This window comes from Paenibacillus lutimineralis (assembly GCF_003991425.1).
Lineage (GTDB): Bacteria > Bacillota > Bacilli > Paenibacillales > Paenibacillaceae > Fontibacillus > Fontibacillus lutimineralis.
The window spans coordinates 593310-610161 of the sequence record NZ_CP034346.1 but is presented as its reverse complement, the minus strand read 5'-3'; the positions used below and the strand labels follow the sequence as shown (position 1 = coordinate 610161).

Annotated in this window: 10 protein-coding genes and 1 pseudogene; 2 read left to right on the top strand and 9 right to left on the bottom strand. The window is 48.5% G+C overall.

Going from position 1 to position 16852, the window contains the following annotated elements; translation table 11 throughout:
* Nucleotides 1-27: 27 nt before the first annotated feature.
* From EI981_RS02605 to EI981_RS02595, 3 genes are all read right to left on the bottom strand, one after another.
* Complete coding sequence (locus EI981_RS02605) at nucleotides 28-3411, bottom strand: discoidin domain-containing protein (RefSeq protein ID WP_126995172.1); 3384 nt, start codon at nucleotides 3409-3411, stop codon at nucleotides 28-30.
* Nucleotides 3412-3698: 287 nt separating this feature from the next.
* Nucleotides 3699-5057: a sensor histidine kinase gene (locus tag EI981_RS02600; RefSeq protein WP_126995170.1), complete on the bottom strand. Its 1359-nt coding sequence runs from the start codon at nucleotides 5055-5057 to the stop codon at nucleotides 3699-3701.
* Nucleotides 5054-5770: a response regulator transcription factor gene (locus EI981_RS02595; RefSeq protein ID WP_126995168.1), complete on the bottom strand. Its 717-nt coding sequence runs from the start codon at nucleotides 5768-5770 to the stop codon at nucleotides 5054-5056. The genes EI981_RS02600 and EI981_RS02595 overlap by 4 nt, the downstream gene beginning before the upstream one ends.
* Before the next feature lie 185 nt (nucleotides 5771-5955).
* Here EI981_RS02595 and EI981_RS28915 point away from each other — a divergent pair, with 185 nt between their 5' ends.
* On the top strand, nucleotides 5956-6117 hold the full coding sequence (locus EI981_RS28915; RefSeq protein WP_162616062.1) for a hypothetical protein: 162 nt from the start codon (nucleotides 5956-5958) through the stop codon (nucleotides 6115-6117).
* Between the two features lie 100 nt (nucleotides 6118-6217).
* Nucleotides 6218-6775, top strand: coding sequence for a hypothetical protein (locus EI981_RS02590; RefSeq protein WP_126995166.1), 558 nt, complete (start codon nucleotides 6218-6220; stop codon nucleotides 6773-6775).
* A gap of 127 nt (nucleotides 6776-6902) precedes the next feature.
* Here the strand turns inward: EI981_RS02590 and EI981_RS02585 are convergent, their stop codons facing one another.
* The 6 genes and pseudogenes from EI981_RS02585 to EI981_RS02560 all read right to left on the bottom strand — a co-directional run bounded on the left by EI981_RS02585 (nucleotide 6903) and on the right by EI981_RS02560 (nucleotide 16801).
* Nucleotides 6903-7901: a glycoside hydrolase family 130 protein gene (locus tag EI981_RS02585; protein WP_126995164.1), complete on the bottom strand. Its 999-nt coding sequence runs from the start codon at nucleotides 7899-7901 to the stop codon at nucleotides 6903-6905.
* A gap of 184 nt (nucleotides 7902-8085) precedes the next feature.
* Nucleotides 8086-9405 carry a glycoside hydrolase family 125 protein gene (locus EI981_RS02580; protein ID WP_126995162.1) on the bottom strand — a complete coding sequence of 440 codons (1320 nt, stop codon included), beginning with the start codon at nucleotides 9403-9405 and terminating at the stop codon, nucleotides 8086-8088.
* A gap of 42 nt (nucleotides 9406-9447) precedes the next feature.
* Nucleotides 9448-12567: an alpha-mannosidase gene (locus EI981_RS02575; RefSeq protein ID WP_126995160.1), complete on the bottom strand. Its 3120-nt coding sequence runs from the start codon at nucleotides 12565-12567 to the stop codon at nucleotides 9448-9450.
* Nucleotides 12568-12572: 5 nt separating this feature from the next.
* Complete coding sequence (locus EI981_RS02570) at nucleotides 12573-14810, bottom strand: glycoside hydrolase family 3 N-terminal domain-containing protein (protein WP_227011861.1); 2238 nt, start codon at nucleotides 14808-14810, stop codon at nucleotides 12573-12575.
* A 157-nt stretch (nucleotides 14811-14967) separates the two neighbouring features.
* Nucleotides 14968-15835, bottom strand: a pseudogene (locus EI981_RS02565) (carbohydrate ABC transporter permease).
* Nucleotides 15836-15907: 72 nt separating this feature from the next.
* Complete coding sequence (locus EI981_RS02560) at nucleotides 15908-16801, bottom strand: ABC transporter permease (protein ID WP_193556474.1); 894 nt, start codon at nucleotides 16799-16801, stop codon at nucleotides 15908-15910.
* Nucleotides 16802-16852 lie beyond the last annotated feature (51 nt).

The following is a 16852-nucleotide window of genomic DNA, read 5'->3' as shown; positions in this document are numbered from 1 at the left end:
GTACCCGAGTCGGGTACAGCCCCTTCTTTATTTGGCCCCAGCCGTGTTAATCAGATCTTGCATTGGTCGTAGTTCGCGATTAACGTCATATGGATAACGATTTAGCACCTGCAACAGTTGCTTGTGCAGCTTGCCGTTATTACCGATTTGCTGCAGAAGTTCATCCATTTGCGCAATAAGCTGTTTGTATTCCTGAATATGATCCGCACCGTAGACCTCGAATTCGAAGAAGGAGTTGCCGAACACGGTTGCCCGCTTCACACCCTGGAATTTAACATAACGCGCTTGCTTCGCGTCAAAGGTAATAATATCGAGATTGCCTTTGGAGTGGATCACCCCGTCCTTGTCACCGGATACACTGGTCCAATTCTTCTTATCCGTGGACACCAGTAGCTTGAATTTCTCGGCGTAAGCCGCCTGCCAGCGGATAATCACCTTGCTGATATCCTTGATATCGCCTAAATCAACCATGAACCAGGCATCATCTACATAAGCGCTGGACCATCTAGAGGTTGGGGAGACATCCCCATCAACTGCCATATCTGGCGAGTAGTACGGAAATTCGGTGGCGGAGGATTCCGCTTTTTGATGCAGGGCCAGATTGTCGCTGTTCTGCAAATCGATCGCCTTGTTGTAAATCATGACATTATCCAACACACCCTTAAACGCATTTGTTGCACTGCCGATCCGAAGCGTTGGCAGAACAAGCGTATTCATTTTAGGGTAGGTCTCTTCCATCCGTTCTACATACTCATCGATATTAACGAATAAGGTCACGCCTTTATTGTCACCTTTGAACGTCAGATGCGTCCATTTGCCTTCTGGAACGGTATAGTTAAACGTGCTATCATAGTGCTCCTTCGTAAAGCCAAGCTTGCCTGTGCTGCCCTGCTTCAGCTTCAGCGTTCCTACAGGTGATTCCATCAGAACCGCATCGGCCGGATTGCCTGGATCGGGCTTAATCCACATGGAGGCCGTCCAGTCAAAGCCAACGGTCTCAACCGGAGTCTCAATATAGCTCTCCCCCCCATTCAGCCGCACGCCGTTCTCATATTTTCCCTGCGTAATGTCAACATTCACGCCCTTGCCATCATAATGATTGCCGGAGGCATCCTCAAATCCCTTCTCGAACAGATATTGAATGACACTGTTATCTTCATTGTTGATGGCAACCTTATGGGACAGATTCGCAGTTGGCGCATCACCGATCTTCTTCTTCCGCTGCTCAAATCGTTCGAAGGATCTGTCCTCCCTCGTCCCGGTCCACATTTTCTCCGCAACGACCTGAATTCCAGGGAGCATACGGTCATGCGAATCATCCATCGACAATCCGTTCACTTCTGAAGCATCGTTCCATAAGCAGAACATACCGCCTTTGACGTGTGGATGGCCGAGTAGAAGCGTCGTTGTCTCCCATTTGACAGGCTCCCATTCATTATAAAGGAGCTGGGTATTGAGGTAGTTCCCATATACGGTAGGAACGATATACATGTAAGTATTCTGGGCATTGATGACATCATAGCCGAGATCCACCGCTTGCTGCGGAGCACCATAAGGTTCATGCCAAATATCCATCGTGGCATCCGTACTAATCGGCGTCACTCCGTTATAATGGGTAAGCCCGCCCCATAAGTGAGGACGTTTGCCTTTGCTGTTAATATACTTGATGAGAGTATCCATATACCCGCGGAAGACTTCTGTATCGCCCTTATATTCATCCGTGCCTATGTTAATATCAGGTCCGATGAAAGTCGGGTCATTGCCGTCCAGATACTCATCTAAAAGGGATTTGACGAACTGCACCGTCTCCGGTTTGGAAATGTCGAGCATATTGTTGTCTTCCAGGGACGGATTACCCAAGGATGGGTTATAAGAAGTGAACACGCGAGAATGCCCCGGCGTATCAATCTCTGGAATAACGTTCACGCCATATTCCTTACCCATAAGCTGTAGGTCCTTAAATTCCTGCTTCGTATAATGGCCATTGGGACTAGCCAATCCCGGATAAGTGCTGCTCTCCAGCCGGAAGGCAGCCTTCGTGCCGTCCTTGAATGGTGTTCCAACACTGTCGTTCAAGTGAATCTGGAATGTATTCATCTTGTACCAAGACAGCAGCTTCACATAGCTCTGCAGGAAATCGATCGTATAGTACTTACGAGCAACATCGATCATCAGCCCACGCTGCTCGTATTTCGGATAATCTCTGGCCTCTCCTCGCGGAATGGTCCGGTTTGGATGCTGCTTAATAATTTGTAGTGCAGTTCTTGTGCCGAAAAAGACACCTTGGGCAGTAGATGAGGTCATGGAGACGTAATCCTCAACCCGGAACAGATTCCCTTCATCGCCAAGCCATGTCAGAGAAGGATCAATCGCTAGGTACAAATCGCCTTTCTTCGGCTTCCCATACTCAATCACGAGATCGAATCCCGTAATATCCTGCAAATCCTGGCGCGTTAATTCGGCGGCATTCTGTAGAATATCCCGATCCTTCGAATCCACGACGATCCGCGACGATTTCGTCAGTGTATAATCGCCCTTGCTGCCGTACCATTCCCGCAGGGATGGAATCACGTCCGGTTCGGCATTGCGATCTGCAGTTTGTTTATGCTGTCCTGGTACTATAACCAAGATATTATCGGAGAGCAGCTTGCGGTTTGGATTCTTCTTATCCGTGACCTGGATGATCAGATTTACCTTGGCATTCACTAAGGGCTCGTGAATATTGCCTTCCAAATCAATTACAGGCAATCGGTCACTGCCATACAAGGTAACCTCATAATCTTGAGGGATGTGGGCTGCAGACCAATTGAGCTTCGTCTGTCCAGCAGTTACCTTAAGCGCTGCTGTTACGTTGTCCACAATCGTCCTAAGATCATGCAATTGGTATACTTCGAATTCATAAAAAGAGTATCCGTACAACTTGCCTTCAACCGGAGCCCGCTTGACCCCCTGGAATTTCACGTATCTTGCCTGAAGCAGCGGGAAATCCACGGTTTCTACGCCGCCCTTGCTTGTGATGGTGCCGCCATCTGCTCTTACATTCTTCCAGCGCTTGGCGTCATCAGATACAAGGATTTTGTAGCTTTCCGCCGGGGTTTGCCAACGAATCACAACGCGGTCGATATCCTTCTTCGCACCAAGATCCACGTAAAACCATTGATCATCCTTGTAAGGGGATGACCATCTGGTATTCCCCTTCCCATCTACAGCCAGCTCCGGTTTCAATGCCTCCACTTCATTCCCCGAGGCGAAGACCGGCTTATTCAGTGCCAGATTCGTCTGCGAAGATGACTCTTTCACAGCTTGCTTGGAAGCAGTCTGGGCATGGACAGTTGCCGACTGAGCTACAGGTGTCAACATCATAGCTAACACCAGCATGGTTGAAATGGCTTTCAAAATGATTTTCTTCATAGTCCCTCCATATGCTTTTGGATTTGATGAAACGACCTTGCTTGACATGGATGCAGGAAAAAACCATTTTACTTCAAAAAGATGGATGAATAATCCACCTTTATCATATAACAGGGATTTTTTCGCTGACAATATACACTTCTTTACATTACAAAAAACCGCCCGGACAGCCAGACGGTTGGACAGCACTATAATTATGTACGAAAACATGCTGCTAAAAGTTAACAGGGCTGGCTCCTTCATGTTCCATGATCAACAGCCAACCCTGGTCTTATACCTGGAATAATCTAGACTACTCCCGGAAACTTCAACGAAATGACCGCTCCACCTTTACTTCCATTACCCGCCTGAATGAGTCCCCCGCAGCGCTCAACAATCGCACGCGAGATGGCAAGCCCTAGCCCGGATTCGCCGTCTTTGCCTTTGACAAAGCGATGGAACAGATACGGCAGCAGTTCCTCCGGTATTCCTGGTCCGTCATCGCTAACATTGATTATGATCTGCCCCTTGCATAGCTCGGCATGAATATAGATATGATGCTGCGCATAACGCACTGCATTGGAGACAATATTCAGCATCGCCTGCAGCAGCTTGTCGCGGTCTGCGCGCAGCTTGACTGCTCCGAGACTCCCGTATTCCGTATGAAGAGTGATCTCCTGCTTGACGAGTAGTGGATTCAGCCGCTCTACGGTTTCTGTCAGCAGTTCCTCCAGGGAAATCTCCTCGCTTCTGAACACATCCTCTTCACTATCCAGTTTGGCTAGAAGCGTCATCTCGGTCACGAGCTTCTTAAGTCGGGCGCTCTCATCCATAATGATGTCCAGTCCTCTCCGGACATTATCTCCCTCAAAGACACCGTCCCGGATCCCCTCCGCATAACCGGAAATAGACATCAGCGGCGTTTTTAATTCATGGGATGCATTTTGGAAGAACTGCTTCTGTACTTGATTGAAGTGGTTCAACTCTGTTGCCATCTCATGCACCGATTGAGCGACCGAGCCGATCTCCCCTCCTGCCTTAATGAGGGCCACGTCCGAGAACTGGCGCTGTTTGACTTTATTCAGTTCATTGCGAAGTCGGATTAACGGGTTAATCAGCCTTTTAGTAATAAAGATACTAAGAAGAATCATGGCTAAACCGGCAGCGCCGAAAATAATGAGCAATCGCTTCAGCAGAGCCTGTTCAATAGTCCGGACTTTGCTGGTTGGCGTGTACAGTGTCAGTTTTCCTTGAGGCGTTAATTTTTCTACCGTAATGAAGTTTTTATCCGATCCTGCCTGAATGCTCTTGACGCTGGAAGCCGTGCTGATTGTAGCCGCGGCCAGCGTCTCTACCTTCTTGGTTGTATAGGTTAATGGAGACGCCGCAATCACACTGCCCGTCTGATCGGTCAGAACGGCACTAATGTCCGAGTAAGGAGCAGTCATTGGAAGCTCAGTCGGGAATTTTGTCACCGAGACACCGGTCACCTGGGGATAATCCTCCTTGAGTAAAGATGTCATTTCAATACTCATCGCCCTTAGATCCTCCCGTTGCGCTCCGATCAGGTGATCCAGCAATACATAGTGAATGACGATTCCGGCAACCGACAATACCAACACCATTGCAATGCCAAAAGCCAGATTGATCTGATGTACGAGTTTCATTCTACCTTTCCACCTCCATCATTTCTCATCCGGTAACCATGCCCCCATATCGCTTCAATGGGAAGATCTCCGATTTTTTTGCGCACCCGTTTGATCAAATGGTCCACTGCCCGATCGCTGCCGAAATAATCATCCCCCCATACATAAGCCAGCAATTCATCCCGCGTAAAGGCGCGATTCGGATTCTCCGCGAACACCCGCAGCATCACAAATTCCTTGCTAGTCAGATCCACTTCCTCTCCGTCCCAAAAAGCTCGGCGCTCTTCCGGCAGCAGCAGCAGTCGGCCAAGCACGATCTGTATAGGTTGAGAAGGAATTGCGGGCTCCTCAGACTGATTTAGCTTATACCAGCGCTGAAGCTGTCTTTTGACACGGGCCACCAACTCGCGCGGACTGAACGGCTTGACCAAATAGTCGTCGCTGCCAAGCTCCAGGCCCAGGATTTTATCAACTTCGCTATCCCGTGCGGAAATCATAATAATAGGCACCTCCGCTTCGTTGCGGATGCGTCTGCAAAATTCATACCCGTCCATGCCGGGCAGCATAATATCCAGCACCCATAAATCGGGCGGATGGTCTCTCCAAAGATTCCAGGCCTCTTCCGCACTGCTCAGACCGACGGTACGGTAATTTTCCTTCTGTAGATAAGCCTCTACCAAATTTCGAATATTTGAATCGTCATCGACGACGGCAATCACATATTGATTATTCATTTTCATGTCCTCCAGCGGTTTCTCCTACATCAGTATAACAACGAATTCAGGGCGGCAGGGCGAATGCCATTGTTTTTCCACAAATCCACCAACGGCATGACATAGACGTTTCTTACACTAATACCTGCAAGCGCCTATGGAACATCAAGCGGGGCAATATCACTTCAGCAATAGGAGACTAGACGGTGCCAAAAAACAGATGGAATCCAATTCGAAAAATAACTGCAACGATGAAAAAGGCATGCCTGATGGCCGGTTTTATGCTGATATGCTGGTTCGTATTTCTGGCCAGTTCCAGAGCTGCAATACTAACCTACGACGTGATATGGGGAGGTCTCGGCCATTAGCAGAAATATAGAGAGCTCTTCTGCCTAAGACGAACCGAACCAAAGCTGCCGCGATCCTACGGAAGCTTGCAGAATCTATCTTTCAAAGGAGTGTTCACTCATGAACATGCAAAATGTAATCAAAAAGACAGTACTTTCTGCCGTTATGTTATCCGCAGCCGCTGTACCGGGAATTACCCATGCTGCGGAAAACACAGTACAAACAGAAATTCAAGATGTGAAAACACAGGCAGCAACTATGGTAAGCATGGACGGGAAATCGCAAATGATCTCCTTTGTCAAAATCTCTGATCCGCTAGAGCTGGCCAAGCAATATGCTCCCGAGACAGTGGAGGATTGGAAGCAAGTATTGGAACAGATGGGGGAAAACATTCTTCCTACAAACACAATCGATGCGAAGCTGGCTCCAGTAAAAGGCCTGTCTGGAATCAAATTAAGTGGCAATGAGCAACCAAAAACATTACCCGGACAAACTTCAATCGCTGTACTCGTCTCCAAGAACGAGGCTACTGTAGCAGAAGATGCCTTCTTGAAGAGCTGGGCCGCCTTGGCCAAGGCGGAGGAATCCAAAGATGCTGCCGCGATTCGAGAAGCGCTGGACGGACTGCTAGAGCAGCTCAAACTGGTTAACGCAGAGCGGGAAGCAGCGGGAGAATAAGACGTTCAACAGACCCGTTAACCATTACGCCGCCATTTAAAATAAAGCAAACTACAGTGTCATATTAAAACAGGGCTGGCCCCGTCATGTCGATGACTAAGGGCCAGCCCTGTTCTATTTTCAAATATTAAGCTTCAGTCTCCAAAGGATACTCTTCCATGTAGCTGAGCAGTTCATCCACAGTTGTGAAAGCAAGTCCAGTTACGGTGTCCGCACAACCATAGTAGATAGCGATACGGCCAGTATCCGCATCAGTTAAAGCCGCACAAGGGAAGGTAACGTTCGGAACGTCGCCAACGCACTCATACAACGTCTCAGGTCCAAGAATATAGTTACGGGAACGCGCCAGCACCTTCCAAGGCTCGTTGATATCAAGCAATGCACAACCCATACGGTATACGAAGCCATTGCAAGTATTGATAACGCCGTGGTAGATCAAGAGCCAGCCTTTATCGGTCTCAATCGGAACTGGCCCTGGGCCAATTTTCTTGGATTGCCAAGCAGAGGCATCACCATTGATTGTACCCATTACATAACGGTGTTTGCCCCAGAAAGTAAGGTCGGGACTTGCACTGTAGAAAATATCCCCGAATGGAGTATGTCCTGTATCACTTGGACGGCTGAGCATTGCATAGTTATCGCCAATTTTACGCGGGAACAGAACGCCATTACGGTTATATGGCAAGAATGCATTCTCTAATTGATGGAAAGTCTTGAAGTCGGTCGTATAGCCGATTCCAATCGTAGGCCCATGATAGCCATTACACCAGTTGATATAATAGCGATCTCCAATCTTAACAACCCGTGGATCGTAGCGATATTCCCTCTTAGTTACTTCTGGATCTCCTTCAAATTGGATCGGTTCATGATTGATCTCCCAGTTCACACCATCTTTACTGAAGCCAGCGAAAATGTCCATGCTAACGGATCTGGAGTCACAACGGAATACACCGGCAAACCCATCTTCAAAAGGCACTACGGCCGAATTAAATACGCTGTTGGAATTCGGAATCGCATTCCGTTGGATAATCGGGTTAGCGGAATAGCGCCATACCGGAGCGTTGCTGCCAGCAGGCTTGTCCTGCCAAGGGATGTTCGTCAGTTTTTCGCCAATAATTCTGCTCATTTCAATTCTCCTTTTCTATAAAAACGATAAGTTTCGAGTAATTAGAAAACATACTTAAGATCATCTTCGCACTACGAATTGTAAGTGACGGATACTTGATTTGCAATTGAAGAATCACGACATCAAGTCGTGGGTCCGCCTTCGGCATGCAGATTCGCACGCCTTAGCAGCCTATACCTCATATTTACAGAATGCCTTCCTTCATCGCCCGGTATACGAGCTGTGAGAACAGGCTGTTCGACCAAGCGAACCATTTCCGCGTAAAGATCGTTGGATCATCGACATGGAAGCCCTCGTGCATGAATCCGGTATCCGCATCCGTGCTCTCCAGCATCGCGATCATCTCCAGCTTCTCTTCCTTCGTCTGCGCCGTAATTCCCTGCATCGACAGCGCCATATGCCATATATAGTTCTCTGGAGTATGCGGGCTTCCGATTCCTTTAGCTGCTTTCCCTTCAAAATAGAACGGGTTCTCCTTGCTTAGCGCAAAGCGTCTCGTATTCTGGTAAATCGGGTCATCAGCTGTTACATAGCCGAGATAAGGAATGGAGATCAGACCTGGTGTACCCGCATCATCCATCAGGCAGTAGTTGCCGAAGCCGTCAGTCTCATATGCATAGATCGGGCCAAATTCCGGATGGCGGTAAATACCGTACAGCTTGATGCCGTAATCCACCTCGAACTCCAGCTCTTTCAGCTCAGCCAGGAAGTCCATATCACGGAATACCCATTCTGCAAATTCCTGCATTTGCCGCAGTGCTACAACCGCGAACATATTGCCTGGAATGTTGTAATGGAAATCGCAAGCATCGTCGCTCGAACGGAAGCCTGACCAGATCATTCCTGTATAGTTGACTGGCATACCAAGACCCTTATTGCGCAGCGAGTCTTCAGGAATTCCATTGTTGCGAGTAAAGCGATAAGGCGAATTCTCAAAATGATGCTGCTCAGTCTTGAAGACTTCCACGATTTTTCTCATCGCTGCTTTGAAGCCAGCGTCAAAGATATCAGTTTGCTCGGTCTCCTTCCAATACGTATAAGCTAAGCGTACGACAAAGCATAGGGAATCGATCTCGAATTTGCGCTCCCACACCCATGGGGACATATCGGTCTCATCAGTCGTATTCCAATGCCAATCATTTGCCGATTCGTTGAAAGCATTCGCATACGGATCAATATGGATATATTGAATATGGCGTTTGATCAAGCCGCTGATAATGCGCTGCAAATCCTCGTCCTGCTTCGCGAACGGTACATATTGAATCACCTGTTCAACTGAATCGCGCAGCCAGGAAGCTGGAATGTCGCCAGTAATAACGAAGGTCGTTCCATCCTCCATTAGCTTAGTTGTCGTCTCTAGCGTATTTGGGAAGCAATTTTTGAACAATTGCAAAAGCTTCGGACGATGTGCCAGCTTCACCTCAGCTTCGGCCATTACATCCTTTATCGCAGCCGGGAGCTCCAGCTTAGGCATCGGTATTTTCGGGAGTCTAAATTGTTCCATGTCGTCACGTCACGCTCCTATAGTCTGATAAAATTAATGGAATTAATTGTTAATCCTGATCGTCTTAATCTCATATGGAGCAAATTGCAGCTCGATCAAGCCGCCCTGATGCTCTATGACCTCAAGCTCATGCTCCAGGGCATCCGAGAGGAATATCTCCTTGCATGACTGCGGCCATTGCAGGGTGATTCTCTCCCGTCCGCCAGAGGATTCGTACAGGCGTAGAATACTTGCCTGGCCATCCTCCGATGGTTTAATTGAATCCAGTACGACATGCTGTCCTGTAAACTGGATCAAGGACTGCACGCTTGGAAGCTTTCCTTGCCCACGCTCCACTTCAGTCACCTCAGCAGGATGGTTCAGTTCCGCTGCTCTTCTAAGCGTATGCGCTTCACGCCAATCTCCCTTATGCGGATACAGCGAGTAAGTGAATTCATGCTCGCCAAGATCAGCGGAACGGTCCGGCCATTTCGGCGCTCGCAGCAGTGACAGACGAATCGTACTGCCATGAATATCATAACCGTACTTGCAGTCATTCAGCAGACTGACACCATACCCATGCTCCGACACATCGACGAAGCGATGGCCGCACACCTCGTACTGCGCCTGCTCCCAACTCGTATTACGATGAGTAGGTCGCTCCAGCGCACCAAACGGAATTTCATATGTTGCTTTATCCGTTACGATATCGATAGGGAATCCTACCTTAAGCAGCTTATGGGCTTCGTTCCAATGTACTCTCGTCTTGAAATCGATGCGCCTGTCTTGATGATACAGGATCATCTCCTGCGTAATCTCTGATTCATTCAATTTCCAACGGAAACGAAGCACGTCCTGGATGGGGCCTGTACTATGCACCTTCATCTCCAGCAGCTCTGCATCACCTGCAGGCTGCTCCTCATACCTGGTATCGATATCCCAGGCATCCCAAAGCGTAGGACGGTCATGGAAGAAGTGGAAGCGATTCGCACGTTCCCCGGCCTGAATGATCTCCCGATCAGCTGACTTGTCATACAAGCTGATAATCTCGCCCTGGTTATTGAAGTGAATCCGGTAGTACCCAGTCTCCCAACCCTGCGCCAGGAGATCTTCAGACATCTTGTCTGATAAGGCCGGAGCCTCGGATGCTTCCTGCTTCACCCAGACCGTCTTATAGCCAAATGCCGGAACATCCGGTACCTGAACCAGTATCGGCTGGCTTCCTTCGGCAGCACCAATAGCTTCATGAGCGAGACGAAGTCCGTCCCCATCATATACAGCTAGTAGATTGCTCCGATCAGGACCTGCAATTTCTATGATAGCATTCCGGCTCCAGCCTAGGCTGTTAAATACGATATAAGGCTGGCCTTCGCCTTCTGTATTCACGCAATCTGTCAAAGCCTTCAGACCTTGCTGCAGACCGTTGTTCCCAAGTTCAAATATCTCTCTATATTCCTTCATTGAGGTCTCATAAGTCTCCGTAATCGCAGAGCCTGGAATGATATCATGGAATTGGTTAAGCAGAATAAGCTTCCAGCCGTTATGCAGAGAGCGGCTGATCTCCTGCTTCTGATCGGCCACTAACTCCGGCGCCGCCAACGCATTCCACAATTCGGCCTCCCGGTACAGAACCTCAGCCTTCCGGTTGTTCCGTTTATTACGTCCATGGGTTGTATAGGTCCCACGGTGCAGTTCCAGATATAGGTCGCCCCTCCATCTTGGAAGCTGCGGCGAGGCCTCAGTAATACCTGCAAAGAAGTCAGCCGCTGAGCTAAATTGACTAGAAGGCTGACCAACCATCAACTCAGAACGCCTAATATACTCCAGCATTTCCCGAGTGACTCCGCCGCCTCCATCGCCATGCCCGTACAGCAGCATTTGCTCATTATGCCTTGCTTTCTCCCGGAAAGATTGCCAATGATCGTGAACATCCTTAGGTAGCGTATTCTCATTAACGCCATGATTCAGATAAGACAACATTGGCGTTCCGTCGATACCTACCCAATAGAACAGATCATATGGGAATACATTCGTGTCGTTCCAACCAAGCTTCGTCGTCATGAAATATTCAATGCCGCCATGCTTCAGAATCTGCGGCAGTGATGCGCAATACCCGAAGGTGTCCGGCAGCCATTCAATCTTGGAGCTGCGTCCGAACTCTTCCTCGTAGAACCGTTGTCCGTACAACATCTGGCGCATTAACGACTCACCGCTCGGAATATTCAAATCCGGTTCAACCCACATGCCGCCGACAAGCTCCCAGCGTCCTTCTTGAATCCTGAGCTTCACTCTCTCATACAACTCAGGATCATTATCCTTCAGATATTCGAACAACTGCGGCTGACTCTGGGCATATCGGTACTCTGGATACTCATTCATTAACGCATCAACCGTGGAGAAAGTGCGACTCGTCTTACGCACCGTCTCACGTGCCGGCCATAACCAGGCAATGTCGATATGCGACTGAGCAACCATGTGGATCAAACCTTCGGCGTTTCCACCGATCGCAAAGATGCTGTGTCTGAGCTTTTCATCTATGGCCGCTATCAGGCCGCCTTCACGAATAGCCCCTCGATCAAGTGAGACAAATTCATCCATGGCTTGGTATAACGCCTCAATCAAACGAACTCTGCGAAAATCCTGCTCTGGCAGCAGTACCGTCGAATCGCGGATAACCGTCACCGTATACATCAGCTGTTGCACCGGGCGATTCACGCTAACGATCGAGCTATAAATCGAGCGGATCGGCGGCTGGATCACGGCTTGCTGATTCAACGGATCTACCGGTTCCGGAATCGGATCGAACAATTCGATTTCAAGCTCCAGCGGACGTCCTATCATGTCATTGCTTAGGGTAACAAAAGTATGATTGCGGTCCAGACCTTGATAAGACTTCCCGTTGATACGCAGCAGCCCTTCGCCCCCGGATTGGAAGATCAGGCCGATATGCTGCCCCTGCTGCATCCAATCCTGCGGAATATCAAGCTGCTTACGGAAAAAGTATGTCGTTCCCTGCTTGCTAGGAAAAAGCTCGAAATTTTGCCCTTCTGTAAAAGGAGCTAAATCGACATATTGTCCTGGCAATTCGTACGTAGATGATACGATTTCCCAATCACGCAGCTCACGCTGCTCCAACCATTGACACTCAGATAGTTCCCGAATAAAACGCCTAATCCGTTCCATCCCAATTAATCCTCCAGCACAAGTAAATGGGCGCTTAACGTGTCGTTCACATGCTTACCTACCAGCACACGGAACTCTCCCGGCTCAACGACCGGTTTATAGTCCGCTCCGATATATTGCAACTGCTCTGCACCGACTGTAAACTCTACCGTCCTGCTCTCACCTGGAGCCAGAGTTATTTTGTGAAAACCCTTAAGCTCCTTGGCCGGTCTAGTTACAGTACTAGCAACGTCGGAAATGTACATTTGCACAACCTCCGCGCCAACACGATCGCCGATATTTCTTACTTCAACGCTAACCTTTGCTGTTCCTCCCGCAGAAATGGTCTGCGGCTGAACTGTAAGATTGGAATAACTGAACTCTGTATAGCTCAGTCCATAGCCAAACGGATAGCGCGGCTGAGAATCATCCTCTAGATAACGCTTACCTCTTGAGCGCTTGCCATTATAATAAACTGGCAGTTGTCCGACATGCTTCGGTATGGAAATTGTCAATTTGCCGGAAGGGTTCACATCGCCAAACAGGATATCTGCGATGGCATGTCCTCCCTCTTGACCTGGGTACCAAGCTTCAAGAATCGCATTCGCGTGGTCTTCAATCCATGGCTCCGCTATCGGACGGCCGTTAATATAGATAACGATTACAGGTTTACCAAGCTTATATACTTCTTGAATCAATTCAAGCTGCACTCCGGACAGCTTGAGTGACATACGGTCGATTCCCTCACCGCAATCCATATCGCTCCAGGAGCGATCCGTCACCTTCGAGGCTCCCGTCTTCAGATCAATGGTTCCTTCACCGAAGTCACGCGCACTGGAACCGCCAACAACCATCACGACCGTATCAGCTTGTCTTGCACATTCAAGAGCATAATCAAAGCCCTCTCTCGATTCATCCTTAATCCGGCAGCCTGGAGCATAGAGCACGCGTTCCGGCTCGTCCGCAAGCTTACTGCGAATTCCGCCTAGTACAGTCGTTACATTCGCAGGCGGTTGTGGAGAAGTATAATCTCCAAGCTGATTGTAGCCGATATCGGCATTCGGTCCGATTACGGCAATCCTACCAGACTTCTTCGATAACGGAAGAGTCTGATCTTCATTCTTCAATAGAATAATGCCCTCTTCAGCGAGCTTCCGAGCGATTGTAATATGTTCTTCACTACCGATAACTCTGGCTGCGTGCTCAGGATCAGCATACGGTGCGTCGAACAAGCCTAGCTTGAACTTCAAATCGAGTACGCGGAGAACGGCAGTATCGATAATAACTTCATCCAACTTGCCTTGTCGTACAGCCTCAAGTAGATGATTGCCGAATATTTCACCGGACATCTCCATATCAATACCAGCGCGAATAGCCTGAACAGCCGCATCCATACCATCTTCTGCGGTATCATGACCTGCAGCCAGCATGTTGATTGCACCGCAGTCGGTAATAACCATGCCTTCAAAGCCCCACTCCGTGCGGAGTATATCCTGCAGTAACTCATGATTCGTTGTACAAGGAATACCGTCGATCTCATTGTAAGCCGGCATAATCGATGCCGCTCCTGCCTCCACAGCTTTCTTGAATGGAAGCAGATCGACCTCCAGTAGTTCCCGTTTGCCCATATGCACCGGCCCGGCATTTCTGCCGCCTTCCGAGCTTCCATAGCCTACGAAATGCTTCAAGGTAGTGGCCACACTCTCATCTTGATCCAGCGACTGACCTTGCAGCCCTTCCACAGAAGCTACTGCAAGCTCACTTATCAAGTAAGCATCTTCGCCGAAGCACTCCTCAGTCCGGCCCCAACGCGGATCACGGACTACATCAAGTACCGGCGAATAAGTGGCTGCCCCACCCTGGCTCCGTGTCTCACGGGCCACAGCGCGGCACATCTCACGATACAGCTCCACATTCCAGGTACTACCCAGGCTGAGTGGCACCGGGAATACAGTAGCACCTATCGCCATATGACCATGCGAACATTCCTCTCCGATCAGGATCGGAATGCCTAAGCGGGAATGCTCGATTGCATAACGCTGAATTTCGTTGACAGCCGCCGCGCCTTCTTCTGGCGATAATCCTGTCTCCAGCGTCACGCCGGTCCATGGATCAGCGCGAAGCACACCGTATAGGGAGCCAACTCCTCCGCTTTCAATCTGCTTCTTGAAAGCTTCGGTCAGTTCGATGTTACCGTCCCTATGCTCATAGACCTGCCACCCGAACGGTTGAACCAGTTGTCCAACCTTCTCTTCAAGCGTCATCAGACTGAGCAGATTCTGAGCTCGTTCCGAGTTGGAATAGTTACGATCCTTATAGATCACAGTTTTCCGCACTCTCCTTCCAGAGGTTGTGTTCAAAAAGTCCAACCTTCGCGGTGCTGAAAATTGGACTTTTTGTACTTGCATTTCTATGAAGAACCTATTCTTTAACAGCCCCTACGGTCAGACCCTGGATGAAATAACGCTGGAAGAATGGATACGCAAAGATGATCGGTAGCGTAGCCATAACGACCATCGCCATACGTGAAGTATCCTGCGGCATTGATCTCATCGCTTCGAGACTAAGCGAACTGTTCTGTGCATTTTGCATAATGAACGCCATACTTGTCTCAATCCGCATCAGCATCGATTGCAGCGGTACTAGATTTGGATTGTCGATGTACAGCAACGCGTTGAACCAATCATTCCAGTAACCGAGGGTACTGAACAAGCCGATGGTTGCAAGACCAGGTAAGGACAATGGAAGAACGAGCTTGATAAAGATGCGGAACTCGCCCGCGCCGTCAATTTTCCCTGATTCTATAATAGCCTCAGGAACACTTGTTGCATAGAACGTCCGCAGAATCATAATGTAGAAGGCGTTCACGGCCAATGGCAGGATCAGAGCCCAGATCGTATCCTTAAGTCCCATCAATTGCGTTACGATGATGTAGGTCGGAACGAGACCGCCGTTGAACAACATCGTAAAGAAAGCAAAGAAGGAGAAGAAATTACGGTAGCGGAAGCTTTTCCTGGAGATAGCATAGGCATAGAATGCCATGAACAATAAGGCTATGACTGTACCGACCACGGTGACTAAGATCGTTACCCCATATGAACGAAGCAGCGTATCGCCCATGTCGAACATGTAGCGGTAAGCACCCAGGCTCCATTTCTCCGGAATTAACCGATAGCCGTTCTTGGCCAGCGTTCCCTCATCCGTTAAGGAAATGATAACCACGAATAGAAAAGGGAACACGCAAAGAATTGCAAAAAATTCCGGCAATCAGGTTAAAAGTTATATTCATTGGTGTCGATAGATTGTGAAAATCACGTTCTTTCTTTCTTTTAGACACTCTGCTCACTCCCTTGCAGTATATTTAGAACAAGGCGTTATCCTTGTCGAATTTGCGTACGATATAGTTCGATGTCATGACGAGTGTGAAACCTACGACGGATTGATATAAGCCTGCCGCAGCACTCATGCCAATTTCACCTGTTGTTTTCAGTCCACGATATACATAAGTGTCGATAACGTTCGTTACCCCGTACAATGTACCGGAGTCTCTTGGTACTTGATAGAACAAACCAAAGTCTGCATAGAATATTTTCCCAATCGCCAGCAGAGTCATAATCGTAATGATCGGTTTCAACATCGGCAATGTAATCGCACGAATTTGTTGCATTTTGCTAGCTCCGTCAATCATTGCTGCTTCATAAAGGGATTTGTCGATACCCATAATCGATGCCAAATACACAACGCTGTTATAGCCTACCGCTTTCCACAGGTATACCAATACAAGAATTAGCGGCCAATATTTTGATTCTGAATACCACTGAATTGGAGGAATCCCTAACGAGTTGAACACTCCGTTCAGCAAACCACGATCCGAGCTAAGGAAGCTGAATGTGAAATAACCGACGATGACCCATGATAGAAAATACGGTAGGAACATCCCGGTCTGATATACTTTTGAGAGCCGCTTGTTCGTGATTTCCGACAAAATAACGGCCAACAACACAGACAAAATCAAGCCTAAAAAGATAAATACGATGTTGTACAATAACGTGTTTCTTGTAATGATGTACGCATCATTCGTACTGAACAGAAACTTAAAGTTCTGCCATCCAACCCACTTACTATTAACGATACTGGCCCAGAAGCCATCCCGGTCGAAGCGGTATTCCTTAAATGCAATTACCGTACCGAGCATCGGTAGGTATGAGAAGAAAAGGAACCAGAGTGCCCCAGGGAGCACCATAAGCAGCATCATTCTATTTTTGAAGATATTCTGAAAAAACTCGCCGACCCTTTTCACGTTTTA

Excerpts from the sequence above, each read along its gene's own strand:
- EI981_RS02560 (WP_193556474.1), bottom strand. The coding sequence starts at position 16,801 with ATGATGCTGCTTATGGTGCTCCCTGGGGCACTCTGGTTCCTTTTCTTC.
- EI981_RS02605 (WP_126995172.1), bottom strand. The coding sequence starts at position 3,411 with ATGAAGAAAATCATTTTGAAAGCCATTTCAACCATGCTGGTGTTAGCT.
- EI981_RS02590 (WP_126995166.1), top strand. The coding sequence starts at position 6,218 with ATGAACATGCAAAATGTAATCAAAAAGACAGTACTTTCTGCCGTTATG.
- EI981_RS02585 (WP_126995164.1), bottom strand. The coding sequence starts at position 7,901 with ATGAGCAGAATTATTGGCGAAAAACTGACGAACATCCCTTGGCAGGAC.
- EI981_RS02570 (WP_227011861.1), bottom strand. The coding sequence starts at position 14,810 with ATGACGCTTGAAGAGAAGGTTGGACAACTGGTTCAACCGTTCGGGTGG.
- EI981_RS02575 (WP_126995160.1), bottom strand. The coding sequence starts at position 12,567 with ATGGAACGGATTAGGCGTTTTATTCGGGAACTATCTGAGTGTCAATGG.
- EI981_RS02580 (WP_126995162.1), bottom strand. The coding sequence starts at position 9,405 with ATGGAACAATTTAGACTCCCGAAAATACCGATGCCTAAGCTGGAGCTC.
- EI981_RS02595 (WP_126995168.1), bottom strand. The coding sequence starts at position 5,770 with ATGAATAATCAATATGTGATTGCCGTCGTCGATGACGATTCAAATATT.
- EI981_RS02600 (WP_126995170.1), bottom strand. The coding sequence starts at position 5,057 with ATGAAACTCGTACATCAGATCAATCTGGCTTTTGGCATTGCAATGGTG.